Origin of the sequence: Kitasatospora sp. NPDC091276 (assembly GCF_040684355.1) — a bacterium.
Classification (GTDB): domain Bacteria; phylum Actinomycetota; class Actinomycetes; order Streptomycetales; family Streptomycetaceae; genus Kitasatospora.
This window is the reverse complement of the sequence record NZ_JBFBFU010000001.1, coordinates 343,376-358,636: the sequence shown is the minus strand read 5'-3', so window position 1 is coordinate 358,636 and position 15,261 is coordinate 343,376. Positions and strand designations below refer to the sequence as shown.

The following is a 15,261-nucleotide window of genomic DNA, read 5'->3' as shown; positions in this document are numbered from 1 at the left end:
CACCCCTTCATCTTCTGAACAGAGGACCCACCCTGTCATGGACACATTTGATCTCACCCGGCTGCTGCCCGCCGACCACTTCAGCAGCGCGCTGCGCCACGACGTGCAGCACGGCCTGACCTCCGAACCCAAGTGGCTGCCGCCGAAGTGGTTCTACGACGCGCGGGGCAGCGAGCTGTTCGAGGAGATCACCCGGCTGCCGGAGTACTACCCGACCCGCGCCGAGCGGGCCATCCTGACCGCCCGGGCCGGCGAGATCGCCGCCGCCACCGGAGCCCGCACGCTGGTCGAGCTGGGCTCCGGCTCCTCCGAGAAGACCCGGCTGCTGCTGGACGCGCTGCGCGCGCTCGGCACCCTGGAGACGTACGTCCCGGTGGACGTCAGCGAGAGCGCGCTGACCGCCGCCGGCGTCGCGCTCGCCGCCGAGTACCCCGGGCTCGCCGTGCACGGCGTGCTGGCCGACTTCACCGCCCGGCTCGGCCTGCCCCCGGAGGGCGGCCCCCGGCTGGTCGCCTTCCTCGGCGGCACCCTGGGCAACCTGCTGCCCGAGGAGCGGGCGGCCTTCCTGCGCGGGCTGCGCGCCGCCCTCGACCCGGGCGACTTCCTGCTGCTCGGCACCGACCTGGTCAAGGACCCGTCGGTGCTGGTCGCCGCCTACGACGACGCGGCCGGGGTGACCGCCGAGTTCAACCTCAACGTGCTCAACGTGCTCAACCGCGAGCTGGGCGCCGACTTCGACCCGACCGCGTTCGCGCACGTCGCGCGGTGGGACCCGGACCGGGAGTGGATCGAGATGCGGCTGCGCTCGCTGCGCGCGCAGACCGTGAAGATCCCGGCGCTGAACCTGCCGGTGCACTTCGACCGGGGCGAGGAACTGCGCACCGAGGTGTCCGCCAAGTTCCGCCGGGAGCGGGTGTCCGCCGAGCTGGCGGCGGCCGGGCTGCGGCTGAGCCACTGGTGGACGGACGAGGAGGGCCGGTTCGGGCTGTCACTGTCCGCCCCGGCGTAGGGACGGTCGGCGACGCAGGGACGACCGGCGGCATAGGGACGGTCGGCGCAGCTGAATTTGCTTGTTCACCTTACGAATCCTCAGAGCAAAAATTGAGGTTTCCGGTGTACAAGACTTAAACGAATAAGGGTTACGATCTCGGCTACCGAGCTCAGCGTTGAGTACCAGGAGTCAAGATCGTGAGCGTCACCAAGCAGCCCTCCGGGGCGGTCGAGGCCTCCGCGCCCGGCCGCCTCGGCTTCGTCGTCTTCATCACCGCCGCCGCAGCCCTCGGCGGGTTCCTGTTCGGCTACGACAGTTCCGTGATCAACGGCGCCGTCTCCGGGATCCAGGAGAAGTTCGGCGTCGGCGACGGCGTGACCGGTCTGATCGTCTCCTCCGCCCTGCTGGGCTCGGCGATCGGCGCCGCACTGGCCGGCCGGTTCGCCGACCGCTACGGCCGCATCAAGGTCATGAAGGCGGGCGCGCTGCTGTTCGCGGTCAGCGCGATCGGCTCGATGCTCCCCTTCGCCGCCTGGGACCTCGCCTTCTGGCGCGTGCTCGGCGGCGCGGCCATCGGCATCGCCTCGGTGATCGCCCCGACCTACATCGCCGAGGTCGCGCCCACCAAGTACCGGGGCCGGCTGGCCTCCTTCCAGCAGGCCGCGATCGTGCTCGGCATCGCGATCTCCCAGCTGGTCAACTGGCTGCTGGCGAACGCGGCCGGCGGCGACACCCGCGGCCAGCTGCTCGGCCTGGAGGCCTGGCAGTGGATGCTCGGCATCTGCGTCGTCCCGGCCGCGGTCTACTTCACCCTCGCCTCGGTGATCCCCGAGTCCCCGCGCTACCTGATCCAGGCCGGCCGGCTGGACGACGCCCGCGCCGTGCTCGCCCAGGTCGAGGGCCAGGACGTCGACACCGACGCCCGGATCGCCGAGGTCCAGGGGCTGATCGCCTCCGACCACCGCCCGCGCTTCGGCGACCTGCTCGGCGGGCGCTTCGGCCTGCTGCCGATCGTCTGGGTCGGCATCGGCCTGTCGGTCTTCCAGCAGCTGGTCGGCATCAACGTGATCTTCTACTACTCGTCGATCCTGTGGCAGTCGGTCGGCATCGACCAGAGCAACTCGCTGCTGATCAGCTTCGTCGGCTCGGTCATCAACATCCTCGGCACCGTGGTCGCGATCCTGCTGGTGGACCGGATCGGCCGCAAGCCGCTCGCCCTGATCGGCTCGGCCGGCATGGCCGTCGCGCTCGGCGCGGCCGGCTGGGCGTTCTCCTCCGCCACCGGCAGCGGCGACAACGTCACGCTGCCCGACCTCCAGGGCACCGTCGCGCTGGTCGCCGCCAACGCCTTCGTGCTGTTCTTCGCGATGTCCTGGGGCGTGGTCGTCTGGGTGATGCTCGGCGAGATGTTCCCGAACCGCATCCGGGCCGCCGCGCTGTCCGTCGCCGCCTCCGCGCAGTGGATCGCCAACTGGGCGATCACCGTGTCGTTCCCGTCGATGTCGCGCTGGAACCTGTCGGCGACCTACCTGGTGTACGCGGCGTTCGCGGCGCTGTCGATCGTCTTCGTGGCGAAGTTCATGAAGGAGACCAAGGGCGTCCGGCTGGAGGACATGGGCTGATCCGACAGTCCGACCATCGGCCCCCGCACCCTAGCGCGATCAGCGCGGGTGCGGGGGCCGAATCGTTCACTCCCTGCGGCGGCCCGGACACCTCCGGTACTCCTGTTCGCCAGGAGGGATGTGTCCTTGATCTTCAACCGGCTCCGCGCCCGCAGACCAGCCGCCGCCACCGCCGCCGCCGGCGGCTGCCCGTACGCCCACACCCACCCCCCGGCCTCGGCCCGGCCGTCGCCCACGCCGTCGTCCCCGCCGTCGTCCCCGCCGCTGTTCACCGACCCGGAGCAGGCCACCGAGTTCATCCGCCGCTTCCATCACGAGCAGCCCGCCACCGGGGCCCCAGACGCCCGGATACGGGCCGTCCTCGACGAGATCGAGCGCACCGGCAGCTACGAGCACACCCCCGCCGAACTCGCCTACGGCGCCAAGCTCGCCTGGCGCAACGCCGCCCGCTGCATCGGCCGGCTGTACTGGCGCAGTCTGGTGGTGCGCGACCTGCGCCACCTCGGCTCGGCCGACGACATCGCCGCCGAGTGCTTCGAGCACCTGCGGCTGGCCGGCAACGGCGGACGGATCCGCCCGGTGGTCTCGGTGTTCGCCCCCGACCGCCCGGGCCGCCCGGCCGCCCGCATCGTCAACCAGCAACTGGTCCGCTACGCCGGCCACCGGGTCGGCGACGCCGTCGTCGGCGACCCGGCCGGCACCGCACTCGCCGCCCGCGCCCGCGACCTCGGCTGGAAGTGCGCCGAGGACCGCTTCGAGGTGCTGCCGCTGCTCGTCCAGGAACACCCCGGCGAGCGCCCGCACTGGTACGAGCTGCCGGACGACACCACCCTGGAGGTACCGCTCACCCACCCCGCGTACGAGTGGTTCGCCGGCCTGGGCCTGCGCTGGTACGCGGTGCCCGCGATCAGCGACATGACGCTGGAGATCGGTGGCGTCCGCTACCCGGCCGCGCCCTTCAACGGCTGGTACATGGGCACCGAGATCGGCGCCCGCAACCTCGCCGACGCCGACCGCTACGACCTGCTCGGCACCGTCGCCGAGCGCCTGGGCCTGGACACCTCCAGCGCGCGCACGCTCTGGCGCGACCGCGCGCTGATCGAACTCAACGTCTCGGTGCTGCACTCCTTCCAGGAGGCCGGAGTGACGATCGCCGACCACCACACCGAGTCCGAGCGCTTCCTCCGGCACGTCGCCCAGGAGAAGCGGCTCGGCCGGCCGACCCCGGCGGACTGGAGCTGGATCGTGCCCCCGGTCTCCGGCGGGCTCACGCCCGTCTACCACCGGTACTACGACCCGGTGGACCCGTCGCTGCGGCCGGCCTTCCTGCCGCGCGAGCCCTGGTGAGGCGGCGGGGGAGGGAACGGCGGAAACAGCGGAAGCAGCGGGACGGGGGGAAGGCCGGCGGCGGAGTCTAGGAGCGTTCGGTGAGGCGGTCGAAGCGCAGGACGAGCCCGTCGAGCAGCGCTTCCAGGCCGGTCTCGAAGGCGCCCTCGTCCACCGTCCCACGATGCCCGGCCAGCCGGTGCGCCTCGCCGAGGTGCGGGTAGTCGGCCGCGTCGTACACCTCGGCGTCCGCGGGGAAGCCGGCCGCGAAGGAGGCCAGCGCCGAGCCGGTGACGAAGTAGCGCATCAGCGCGCCGATCCGGGTGGCCTGGCCGCGCGGCCAGCCGGCCTCGACCAGGTGACCGAAGACCGCGTCGGCCAGGCGCAGCGCGTTCGGCCGGCGGCCAGGGCCCTGGGCGAGCACCGGCACGATGTTGGGGTGGGCGGCGAGGGCGGCGCGGTAGGAGCGGGCCCAGTCGCGCAGCGCGTCCGGCCAGGGCGTCGGCCTACCGCCGGGCGAGCGGTCGGGCGCGCCGTCGGGAGTGCCGTCGGGCAAGCCGTCGGGAGTGCCGTCGGGAGTGCCGAACATCGACAAGTCGACCTCGCCGATCACGCTGTCCACCACCGCGTCCAGCAGTTCGTCCTTGGTCGCGACGTGGTTGTAGAGCGAGGGACCGCTGACCGACAGTTCGGTGGCGAGGCGGCGGGTGGAGAGGGCCGCCAGGCCCTCGGCGTCGATCAGCCGCAGAGCAGCGGCGACGATGCGCTCGCGGCTGAGCAGCGGGGTGCGCGGGCGGGCCATCGGGGTGCTGCCTCCGGTTCCTCCGGTCGGGTGGGGCGGGGACCGATCCTGGCAGGCGCCCCTTCCCAGCGCGGGCCGGCCGGGGCTACAGTCCCTCCATAAAACTTGCAGCGCTAGTTTAATGGATCTGGAGCCGCCGCCGTGAACCTGGAGCTGTCCGAGGAGCAGAGCGCCGTCCGGGACCTCGCCGCCTCCTTCACCGACCGCGAGATCGTTCCGCACGCCGCCGCGTGGGACCGCGCCGAGTCCGTCGACCGCGCGATCATCGGCAAGCTGGCCGGGCTCGGCTTCCTCGGCCTCACCATCCCCGAGGAGTACGGCGGCAGCGGTGGCGACCACCTCGCGTACTGCCTGGTCCTGGAGGAGCTCGGCCGCGGCGACTCGGCCGTCCGCGGCATCGTCTCGGTCACGCTCGGCCTGGTCGCCAAGTCCGTCAACGGCTACGGGACTCAGGAGCAGAAGCGGCACTGGCTCCCCCGGCTCACCTCGGGCGAGTCGCTCGGCTGCTTCGCGCTCACCGAGCCCGGCACCGGCTCCGACGCGGCCAACCTCAGCACCCGCGCCGTCCGGGACGGCGACGACTGGCTGATCAGCGGCGCCAAGATGTTCATCACCAACGGCACCTGGGCCGACGTCGCCCTGGTCTTCGCCCGCACCGGCGGCGACGACCCCGACCGGCAGGGCCACAAGGGCATCACCGCTTTCCTGGTGCCCACCGACCTGCCTGGCTTCACCCGCACCGAGATCCACGGCAAGCTCGGCCTGCGCGGCCAGGCCACCGCCGAACTCGCCCTCGACCGGGTCCGGGTGCCCGACAGCGCACGGCTCGGCGAAGTCGACAACGGGTTCCGGGTGGCGATGTCCGCGCTCGCCAAGGGCCGGATGTCGGTCGCGGCGGGCTGCGTCGGCATCGCCCGTGCCTGCCTGGAGGCCGCCGTCCGCTACGCCGGCGAGCGCGAGCAGTTCGGCCGCCCGATCGCCTCGCACCAGCTCGTCCAGGAACTGCTGGCCGGCATCGCCGTCGACGTCGAGGCCGCCCGGCTGCTCACCTGGAAGGTCGCCGACCACATCGAACGCGGCCTGCCGTTCGCCACCGAGTCCTCCGTCGCCAAGCTCTACGCGAGCGAGGCCGCCGTCCGGGCCGCCAACAACGCGCTCCAGGTGTTCGGCGGCTACGGCTTCATCGACGAGTACCCGGTCGGCAAGTACCTGCGCGACGCGCGGGTCATGACCCTCTACGAGGGCACCAGCCAGATCCACCAGTTGCTCATCGGCCGCGCCCTCACCGGGGTCAACGCCTTCTGACCAGCCCGTTCATCCCATCCGACCAGCCAGGACGGGTCAATCGGACCACCCGGATTCCCCGGACCACCCGGACCACCCGGATTCCCCGGACCGTCCTGACTGCTCGGATCACCCCGACTGCTCGGATCACTCGGATCACTCGGATCACTCGGATCACTCGGATTCAACCGGATAGGAGCCCGACGACGTGCGTCCCGTCTACTTCGCCGCAGCCCGCCGCACACCCATCGGCCGACTGCGCGGAGCGCTCGCCACGGTCCGCCCGGACGACCTCTCGGCCACCGTGCTGCGCGCCCTGCTCGCCGACGTCCCCGCCCTCGACCCCGCCCGCATCGACGACGTCTACTGGGGCGCCGCCAACCAGGCCGGCGAGGACAACCGCAACGCCGCCAGGATGGCCGTCCTGCTGGCCGGCCTGCCGGAGACCGTTCCCGGCGCCACCGTCAACCGGCTCTGCGCCTCCGGGCTGGAGGCCGTCACCCTCGCCGCCCGGGCCATCGGCTCCGGCGAGGCCGACGTCGTCCTGGCCGGCGGCTGCGAGTCGATGACCCGCGCCCCCTTCGTCCTCCCCCGCCCCGACGAGGCCCTCCCGCACCGGATCGAGACCTACGACACCCGGCTCGGCTGGCGGCTCACCAACCCCCGGATGGCCGAACTGCACGGCGTGCTCAGCATGGGCGAGACCGCCGAGGAGGTGGCCGGCCGGTACGACATCGGGCGGGAACGCCAGGACGCCTTCGCGCTGCGCAGCCACCAACGGGCCGCCGCCGCCCGCAAGGACGGCCACTTCGACGCCGAGCTGATCCCGGTCGAACGGCCCGACGGCGTGACGGTCTTCCAGGACGAGGGCATCCGCGAGGACACCAGCCTGGAGAAGCTCACCCGCCTCAAGCCCGCCTTCCGCCCCGACGGCACCGTCACGGCCGGCAACGCCTCGCCGATGAACGACGGCGCGGCCGGGCTGCTCCTGGTCGGCGAGGAGGCGCTGCGCGACCTCGGGTTGCGCCCGCTCGGCCGGTACGTCGCCGGCGCCTCCGTCGGGGTGCACCCCGACGTGATGGGCATCGGCCCGGTGCCGGCCACCCGCAAGGTGCTCGGCCGGGCCGGCTGGTCGCTGGCCGACCTCGACACCGCCGAGCTCAACGAGGCCTTCGCCGCCCAGGCCCTGGCCTCCGCCGACGGCATCGGATTCACCCCCGAACAGGCCGACGAACTGGTCAACCCGAGCGGCGGGGCGATCGCGCTCGGCCACCCGCTGGGCGGCTCCGGCGCGCGCATCCTCACCACCCTGCTGCACCGGATGCGCCGCACCGACGCCCGACGCGGCCTCGCCACCATGTGTGTGGGGGTCGGTCAGGGCACCGCCGTCCTCGTCGAGAACGTTGACTGAGTGCGCGCCCGCGTTCGCGCTCGCGTTCACGTCCGAGTTCGAGTTCACGTCTGAGTTCACGTCCGAGTTCGAGTTCACGTCCGAGTTCAAGGGAGCACCGGGAATGACTGAAGTAGCCGCAGTGGCCGAAGTGACGGGCCTGGCAGGCAGGTTCGCGGGGAGGGTCGCCGTCGTGACCGGCGCCGCGCAGGGCATCGGCGCGGCCACCGCCCACCGGCTCGCCGAGGAGGGCGCGGCCGTCGCCGTCGTCGACCTCACCGCCGAACGGGCCGCCGGGACGGTCGCGGCGATCACCGCCAAGGGCGGCACCGCACGGGCGTACGGCTGCGACGTGGCCGACTACGACGCCGTCGAGGCGGTGTTCGCGCAGGTCGCGGCGGACCTCGGTGGGGTGCACATCCTGGTGAACAACGCCGGGATCACCCGGGACAACCTGTTCTTCAAGATGCCGAAGGCCGACTGGGACGCGGTCCTGACCGTCAATCTGACCAGCGCGTACAACTGCAGCCACGTCGCGCAGAAGTACATGGTGGCGCAGAAGTACGGGAAGATCGTCTCACTCAGCTCGCGCTCCGCCCTCGGCAACCGGGGACAGGCCAACTACGCGGCCGCCAAGGCCGGCATCCAGGGGCTCACCGCGACCCTCGCGATCGAGCTGGGGCCGTTCAACATCAACGTCAACGCCGTCGCCCCCGGGTACGTCGCCACCGCGATGACCGCGGCCACCGCCGAGCGGGTCGGCAGCACGGCCGAGGACCAGCAGGCGGAGGTCTCCGCCCGGACCCCGCTGCGCCGGGTGGGACAGCCGGAGGAGATCGCGTCCGTGGTCGCCTTCCTGGCCAGCGAGGACGCCTCGTACGTCAGCGGGCAGACGCTGTACGTCAACGGCGGGGCGCGGTAGGTCTAGCCCGGGCGGGGACCTTCAAGGACTCTTCAGCATTAGTACGATAATACTGACGTGGCGTCACATAGCCGTCCTGGGCGTGGGGTTACCTTCACCTGGGACGGCCTTTACCTTTTCGCGTGGCCGAGCATGACCATGCCTCTGATCAGGCGACCCCACCAAATGACTATGGCATGATCATGCGGCAGTCGATGGGATGGCCGGACCGACCCGACCGGACCAGGTCGGGCCCTGCGCCCCAAGGAGTCCCATGGGCAGCCCCGCCCCCCTTCGCCGTGCCCTGGCTCTGCTCGCCGTCGGGGCCACCGCCCTCACGGCCGGCACCATCGCCGTCCCGGCGGTCGGCGCCGCGACCGCCGCCCCCGCGCACGACCTCACGGGCGTCCACGTCCGCCCCGCCTCCTTCGGGCACCACAACGCCCAGGGCCGCACCGCCCCGCTGACCACCACCCAGTGCGTCAGCCAGATCGGCATCCACTGCTACTCGCCGCTGCAGTACCGGAACGCCTACAACCTGAACCCGCTGTACCAGGAGGGCATCACCGGCAAGGGCCGCACGATCGTCATCGTCGACTCCTTCGGCTCGCCGACCATCCAGCACGACCTGGAGGTCTTCGACAAGCAGTGGGGCATCCAGGACACCAACGTCGAGGTGGTCAAGTGGGGCAACGTCCCCGCCTTCGACCCCAAGAACCCCGACCACACCGGCTGGGCCGGCGAGACCACGCTGGACGTCGAGTACGCCCACGCCATCGCCCCCGACGCGCACATCGTCCTGGTCGAGACCGGTGTCGCCGAGACCGAGGGCACCACCGGCCTGCCCGAGATGATGGACGCCGAGAAGGCCCTCATCAAGGCCGGTCGCGGCGACGTCATCTCGCAGAGCTTCGGCGCCACCGAGAACACCTTCCCGGGGTACGACAAGGGCGACTTCAAGTCGCTCACCGACCTGCGCTACGCCTTCCAGGCCGCCGCCGACCACAACGTCACCGTGCTCGCCGCCTCCGGCGACAACGGCGCCACCGACTCACAGACCAACGGCACCGACCTGTACCCGTACAAGGTCAACTCCTGGCCGTCCTCCGACCCGCTGGTCACCTCCATCGGCGGCACCCAGCTCACCCTGGACGACAACGGCGCGCGCACCGCGCCCGACAAGGTGTGGCACGACAAGTCCGGCGCCGGCGGTGGTGGCGTCTCCGGCATCTTCGAGCGCCCGTGGTACCAGGCCGGCGTCGCCAACGTCACCGGCAACCACCGCGGCACGCCCGACATCAGCATGAGCGCGGCCGTCGACGGCGGTGCCTGGACCTACGAGTCCTACGACCCGACCTCCGTCGGCTGGCACCTCACCGGCGGCACCAGCGAGGCCACCCCGCTGTTCTCCGGCGTCGTCGCCCTCGCCGACCAGCTCGCCGGCCACCGTCTCGGCCAGCTCAACTGGCGCCTGTACGGGCTCAACCTGCTCCCGAGCGCGTGGAGCGGCATCACGGACGTGAAGGAGGGCGACAACTCCTGGGGCAGCGTCACCGGCTACACCGCCACCGAGGGCTACGACCTCTCCAGCGGCCTCGGCACCATCGACGGCGCGAAGTTCGTCCACGCCATCGCCGGTCGCTGACGGGCCGCAGTGAGTAGCAGGTAACAACTAACAACTAACAGCGAACAGATAACAGATTTCGAAATCTGTTATCTGTTCGCTGTTTTCTGTTCTCTGTCATCTGTTCGCGGCCAGGTGCCGGTCGTCCGGCCCAGCCGCGCGCGGCGCGAAGGGTCAGACGCGGTCCGCCGGGGCGGAAGCAGGCGTCACGGCGGGCTCCGGGGCGGCGGCCAGTTGGGCGAGGTAGCGCTCGGCGGCGCGGAGCTTGCGGCCGTCGGGGCCCGGGAGGTAGGCGCGGAGCTCGATGATCTCCGGGGCGATCCGAAGGGCCGCCGCACGATCGGGGACCGAGCGCCAGCAGGCCTCGGCGTTGGTGGCCGCCTGTTGGGTCTCCGGGTGGTCCGGCCCCTGCGAACGGAGCAGCGCCAGGGCCACCTCGCGGTAGATGTCCGCGGCCTCGGCCGGCCGGCCCGCGAGACGGCACACGTGCGCCCGGACCTGGCGCACCTGGAGGACCGGTTCGGAGACGGCGCCGTGCTCGGCGATCACCTCCAGTTCGAGGGCGAAGGCGAGTTCGGTGGCGGCGCCGTGCTCTCCGGCGTCCGCGCTGCGGACGATCCGGCCGATGGCCTCCCGGTAGTCGGCACGCGGCTGACCGGACACCGGAGCGTCGACGGGCACAGCATCGGCAGGTACCTCGTCCGCCGGGACGGGGTCCGCCGGGGCCTCCGCCACCGGGACCGCGTTCACGGGGGCCTCGTCGCCGGTCGGGGCCGTGCCGTCCGGCGCTTCCGCCGTCGGCACCGCGTCGGCGGGGGCCTCCTCCACGGGAGGGGCCTGCGCCGGGACGGCGTCCTGCGGTTCCGCCGTCAGCGTGGCGGCGTCCGCCGGTGCCTGCTCCGGCTCCCGCTCCGACTCCGGCTCCATCTCCGGCTGCTGGGGCTTGGCCAGCGTCACGCCTGCGGACGGCTCGACGGCCTCGGGCGTCGCGTCCGTCGGAGCGGGCTTGTGCAGGGTCACGCCGGCCGGGCCGGCCTGCTGCCCCTTCAGCAGGCTGACCGGGCGGGCCGGCCTCGGCGGGGTGGGCGGCACGCCGGTCTTGACCAGGCTCACCGGACCGGCCCCGGCCGCGGGAGCAGGGGAGGCCGACGGCAGCGGAGCCGTGGGCGCCACGGGCGGTTCGACGACGGCGTCCTGTGACTCCGCCCGGCCCGGCACCGGCGGCACCGGCAGCGCGGGCGGCCCGGACGACACCACATCGGCGCGCACGGCATCTATCGGCACCGCATCGACCGGCACTGCGTCGGCCGGCGGCGCCGCGTCGGCCGGCGGACCGTCGCCACGGCGGGCGGTGTTGCGGAAGAGCGGGCGGTCCGGGGCGTGCGTGGCCAGGATGACGACGTCCGGCCGCAGCACCGAGTACACCTGCTGCCGCAGTTGCTCGGGCGCGAGCACGTCGCCCGCGCCGGGGCGGCCGCCGTGCAGCGCCTCGATCAGGGCGCGGGTGAAGGTACCGATCTGCTCCGGGTCCGGGCTGACGACCGCCCAGAGCGGGATACCCTCGCTGAGCGGCGAGGCGGCGCCCTGGAGGTACGGCCAGGCGTTCTGGTCGGCACTGAGGTCGGCGACGACGAGGGTCTGCCACTCGGCCGGGCGGTGGCTCAGCTCGGCGGCGACGGCCTGCCAGGGCAGGCCGTCCTGCTTGGAGTCGCGCAGGGTGAGCTGGAGCTGTCCGCCGCGCTTGTCGGCGACCACGTGACCGCCCAAGTGGACGAGCAGCGGCCCCGGATGGCGGGACGCGGCGCGCAGGTGGGCGAGGACGGTGTGCGGGTCGCTGGCGCCGGGAAGGTGGACGGCGTCCACCGCGTCCGCGGCGAGCAGCACCTGCGGTGAGACGGCCGCGAGCATCGCGGACAGCACCGACGCCTGGGCGGGACCGCCCCGACCCCAGGTGCGGCGCCCGGAGTTGCCGTAACCGCCCTCGACGACCAGGATCCGTCCGCGCGGCGCCGCCCCCAGTCCGCCCGTACCGGGAGCGCTCACGCCCGGGGCCGGGAAGGACAGCGGCGTGGCCGTGGACGGCAGCGCGCCCACGGCGGGCATGCCGGTGACGGTCCATCCGGTGGGCGCGATCGGCGGCGGGCCCGGCACCGCGGCCGGAGCCGTCGGCGGGGCTGCCGGAGCGGACGGCGGGAGCGGGGGCACGGGCGGCGGCTCGTAGAGCGCGGCGGGCCCGGGCGGGTGCTCCTCGGCCGGGGTGCGCGGCGGCGGTACGGCGTCCCAGGGGCCCGAGTCCGCTGCCGGTTCGGGGCCTCCGGGGACAGCTGTCGTCTCCGCCATCTTCTGGTCACCGCCCACCCCGCCGCTTCGCGGCGTCTGATGCCCTTGCCGGGTGGTGCCTACCACCACTCCCGTCGCGCCACCCTACGAGATCCCGGCACACCCGATCCAGGCCGGGTCTCCGATCGGAGCGCCACGCGGCCCGCTATCGTGCCGTCATGGCAGGCCCCGGTACACCTCTCCTGTTCCTCGACGTCGACGGACCGCTCATCCCCTTCGGCGCGCCGCCCACTGGCGGCTACCCCGTCTTCCGCGGCGACTCCGCCGCCGCACCCGGTCCGGGCGTCAACCCCCTGCTGGCCCGCGTCGATCCGGCACTCGGCGAGCGCCTGCTGAGCCTGCCGTGCGAACTGGCGTGGGCGACGACCTCGAAGAACGCATCGCCCTTGTACCTTGTTCCCGACCTGCGGAAAGAGGCTGAGGTGCAAGGGGCCACGACCCCTGTCCACCTCGGACCCGCAACGGGTTCTCAGGGCATTACCTTCCGCTCCGGAACCCCCCAGGGGCCGGTGGAAGGTTCTTGACCGTGCGCGGAGCCTGATCACGGGCGCGGAATCCGAAGCTGATGAGGGTGATGCTCTCTCCAGCAGCGAGGGGCGTCCGGCCGTGCGGCGTGAGCGCGCCGTCGAATACGACGCAGTCACCCGCGGCGAGATCGCATTCGAGGAAGCCGCCGGCGTTGATGAAGACGGTGGCGCTAGCCCTGGCTGCGCCGGTGGGGCGCTCGTGCTTGAGGCACAGGATCAGGTTGGCCTCGCCGAAGCCGACCTCGTCCAGGTGGAAGTCGAGGAACTGCCCTTCCTCCAGGTACGCGATGTAGACGCCGGTGTGCGGCTGCTCGACATCCAGACCGGTGGACCGCGTTACGACTGCGGCGAGATCGACTTGTCCGGCGAAGCGGTTCGCCGCTTCGCCCACGGCCGCGTTCCACTTGCCGTTGTGGAAGTATCCGTCAGTGGCGACGGCCTTCTCGGTCTCCTCCGCCATAGCGGCGATCAGCTCAGCGGGGAACGACTGATCACGCAGGTGACGCGGGTGCACGCGCTGGTGTGCGGTGAGCCCGCGTACAGCGTCCCGGAGGGTCGGGAAGTCCTCTGCCCACCGGGCCGGCGTCTTGGCCGTGGTGCGGGACTGGAGCCATGAGGTCCACTGACCGCTCCACTGGCGCGGCACCGGCCCGTCTGCCGCCGATGCGTCGGCCTGGCCGATCAGCAGCTCGACCCGGTCGAGTGCGGCCTGCGTGGACTCGACCAGGTCGGTGTCCCCCTTGGCGATCCGCAGGCGCAGCGCTTCTTGGAGATGGGTGTGAGCATCCGCGAGGTCGCCGCGCTCCATGAGGTGCTTGCCGGTGTGCTGGAGCGCGAAGTCCACGAGTTCCGGGTGCTGGCCTCGTGCGGTGTTCAGCGCGCCGCGGTAGAGCGCGTCCGCGCCCTGAACGTCCCCGGCGTAGCGGTGCGCGTCGGCCAGGTTGAGCCCGGTGGCGACGACGGCCCGGGTGTTGCCAAGCGCTGCGGCGAGGTCGAGCGACTGCCGCAGGATCGTACGGGCCTCCTCGTGGTGGCCCAGGCACATCTGGCCGATGCCGATCCACCTGGTCAGGACCCGAGCACGCGCGGGGTCGGCCTCCTCGGCCAGGCCCCGCAATTCCTCGTCGAGTTGGCCGACCGCGGTGGTCAGCTCGTTCCGGTCGGTGGGGACCATCCGCAGGTTGTCGTCGTGAGTGATGAGGTGATCAAGCACTTGGCCCTCCGTCGTTCGGTTCTGCTCAGCGTGGCACTACAGGTGGTCGGTCTGCTGGCGCAGGTCGGCCAGCAGCTCCACCCCGTGGGGGGAGAAGTGCTCACTCAGAAGTTCGAGTTCGCGCATGAGGTAGCGGACGGCCGGAAGACCCTCGGCATAGGCGTTCTGGAAGCTCGCGCGCTCGTTGGGCGTCAGGTCGTCGCGGCGCAGTTCGGTCTGGCGGAACCGCAGCAGCTGGTTGTACACGCAGGTCGCGTGAAACGCCCGGTCAATCTCCCAGAACTGGTTGCGGGCCACTCCCTGCGAGGCACGCCACGCGATCCCGATCTTGGGGGACGTCTTGGACGAGTAACCGTCGGCGAAGACCTGGCGCTGGAGGACGTGGAAACTGATCGACTGGTGCGTCCCCTCGTGCAGCATGTTCTCCGCCAGGAAGAGGGGCGACGGCTCCGGGCTGACGGTGTTCGGCGGGATGTGGTGCCGGGCCTTCTCGGAGAACACGATGACGTACGGGAGCGCCGGGTCGCTGGAGCTGGTCAGCGAGGAGGTGCGGACGCCGGGATTGAGGCCCACCCACAGCAGCCCACGGACGAACTCGCGTACGCGGGCGAACCCCTCGGGGTGGACCAGTGACAGGCGGTCCAGTGCCTGGGTCAGCGCCGCGCGGCGCTCGTCGGTGTGCTTGACGATCTCGTAGTCCGCCAAGTTGATCTCGTCGGCGATCTCGCCGGGAAGCTCGGCGTCGAACCAGTCGAAGGTCGCCCCGGCCACGGTCACGGGTTCGCTGCGCAGGCAGCGGGCGTGCTCCGCGTAGGGGGTGCCCGACTTCACCAGACGTTCCATCAGGGCGAAGGGGAGAGCCAGCTCGGCGCCCTCCTCGCGGAGCCGGGTCAGCACCGGGTCCTTCCGGTCGAGGTCGAAGAAGGAGCCGGCGGGGACGCGGGTGGCGATGGTGGTCTTCAATGCGGACTCTCCTTGCTTGGAGTGTGTGGCGACGCCCAGCGGCGGGTCGGCGCGGATGATCACCCGAGCCGACCCGCTATGCCGTCATCCAACCGGCATCAGTTCGGAACTGCGGTCAGACCTCGGTTCCCACCGGGGAGAAGTCGCCGTCCGGGACCGAGTGATCCAGGCGGCGCGTCAGGAACTCGACGGGCGCCGCCGGGGTGAAGTCGCCGTCCGGGACCGAGTGGTCCAGGCGGCGCGTCAGGTCGTTGACCTGGATGCTGTTGAGCATGGGA

12 protein-coding genes and 1 pseudogene are annotated in these 15,261 nt (G+C 72.0%); 8 read left to right on the top strand and 5 right to left on the bottom strand.

Annotated elements, in window-relative coordinates; all coding sequences use genetic code 11:
* Nucleotides 1–37 precede the first annotated feature (37 nt).
* The 3 genes from egtD to AB0O19_RS01540 all read left to right on the top strand — a co-directional run bounded on the left by egtD (nt 38) and on the right by AB0O19_RS01540 (nt 3,960).
* Nucleotides 38–1,009, top strand: coding sequence for an L-histidine N(alpha)-methyltransferase (gene egtD / locus AB0O19_RS01550; protein ID WP_363616848.1), 972 nt, complete (start codon nt 38–40; stop codon nt 1,007–1,009).
* A 179-nt stretch (nt 1,010–1,188) separates the two neighbouring features.
* On the top strand, nt 1,189–2,613 hold the full coding sequence (locus AB0O19_RS01545; RefSeq protein WP_363579150.1) for a sugar porter family MFS transporter: 1,425 nt from the start codon (nt 1,189–1,191) through the stop codon (nt 2,611–2,613).
* Nucleotides 2,614–2,877: 264 nt separating this feature from the next.
* Nucleotides 2,878–3,960 carry a nitric oxide synthase oxygenase gene (locus tag AB0O19_RS01540; protein ID WP_363617025.1) on the top strand — a complete coding sequence of 361 codons (1,083 nt, stop codon included), beginning with the start codon at nt 2,878–2,880 and terminating at the stop codon, nt 3,958–3,960.
* Nucleotides 3,961–4,027: 67 nt separating this feature from the next.
* On the opposite strand, the gene AB0O19_RS01535 is transcribed toward AB0O19_RS01540, so the two are convergent.
* Entirely contained in the window at nt 4,028–4,741 is a 714-nt protein-coding gene (locus tag AB0O19_RS01535; RefSeq protein ID WP_363616846.1) for a TetR/AcrR family transcriptional regulator, read from the bottom strand.
* Nucleotides 4,742–4,882: 141 nt separating this feature from the next.
* Here AB0O19_RS01535 and AB0O19_RS01530 point away from each other — a divergent pair, with 141 nt between their 5' ends.
* The 4 genes from AB0O19_RS01530 (at nt 4,883) to AB0O19_RS01515 (ending at nt 9,961) form a co-directional block, all read left to right on the top strand.
* The gene (locus tag AB0O19_RS01530; protein ID WP_363616844.1) at nt 4,883–6,046 is read left to right on the top strand and encodes an acyl-CoA dehydrogenase family protein; all 1,164 of its coding nucleotides are present in this window, start codon (nt 4,883–4,885) and stop codon (nt 6,044–6,046) included.
* Nucleotides 6,047–6,233: 187 nt separating this feature from the next.
* Complete coding sequence (locus AB0O19_RS01525; RefSeq protein ID WP_363616842.1) at nt 6,234–7,436, top strand: acetyl-CoA C-acyltransferase; 1,203 nt, start codon at nt 6,234–6,236, stop codon at nt 7,434–7,436.
* Nucleotides 7,437–7,539: 103 nt separating this feature from the next.
* Nucleotides 7,540–8,337 (top strand): 3-oxoacyl-ACP reductase FabG, encoded by a 798-nt coding sequence (fabG, locus tag AB0O19_RS01520; RefSeq protein ID WP_363579158.1) that lies wholly within the window; start codon nt 7,540–7,542, stop codon nt 8,335–8,337.
* 253 nt (nt 8,338–8,590) lie between these two features.
* Complete coding sequence (locus AB0O19_RS01515; RefSeq protein ID WP_363616840.1) at nt 8,591–9,961, top strand: S53 family peptidase; 1,371 nt, start codon at nt 8,591–8,593, stop codon at nt 9,959–9,961.
* 153 nt (nt 9,962–10,114) lie between these two features.
* Here AB0O19_RS01515 and AB0O19_RS01510 read toward each other — a convergent pair whose 3' ends face one another.
* Nucleotides 10,115–12,280, bottom strand: coding sequence for a hypothetical protein (locus AB0O19_RS01510; protein WP_363616838.1), 2,166 nt, complete (start codon nt 12,278–12,280; stop codon nt 10,115–10,117).
* A 158-nt stretch (nt 12,281–12,438) separates the two neighbouring features.
* Here AB0O19_RS01510 and AB0O19_RS01505 point away from each other — a divergent pair.
* Nucleotides 12,439–12,648: pseudogene (locus AB0O19_RS01505) on the top strand (hypothetical protein); the annotation flags it as partial.
* Between the two features lie 109 nt (nt 12,649–12,757).
* Here the strand turns inward: AB0O19_RS01505 and AB0O19_RS01500 are convergent.
* From AB0O19_RS01500 to AB0O19_RS01490, 3 genes are all read right to left on the bottom strand, one after another.
* Nucleotides 12,758–14,020 carry a hypothetical protein gene (locus AB0O19_RS01500; protein ID WP_363616836.1) on the bottom strand — a complete coding sequence of 421 codons (1,263 nt, stop codon included), beginning with the start codon at nt 14,018–14,020 and terminating at the stop codon, nt 12,758–12,760.
* 36 nt (nt 14,021–14,056) lie between these two features.
* Nucleotides 14,057–14,983 carry a hypothetical protein gene (locus AB0O19_RS01495; RefSeq protein ID WP_363616834.1) on the bottom strand — a complete coding sequence of 309 codons (927 nt, stop codon included), beginning with the start codon at nt 14,981–14,983 and terminating at the stop codon, nt 14,057–14,059.
* 115 nt (nt 14,984–15,098) lie between these two features.
* Entirely contained in the window at nt 15,099–15,257 is a 159-nt protein-coding gene (locus tag AB0O19_RS01490; RefSeq protein ID WP_363616832.1) for a hypothetical protein, read from the bottom strand.
* Nucleotides 15,258–15,261 lie beyond the last annotated feature (4 nt).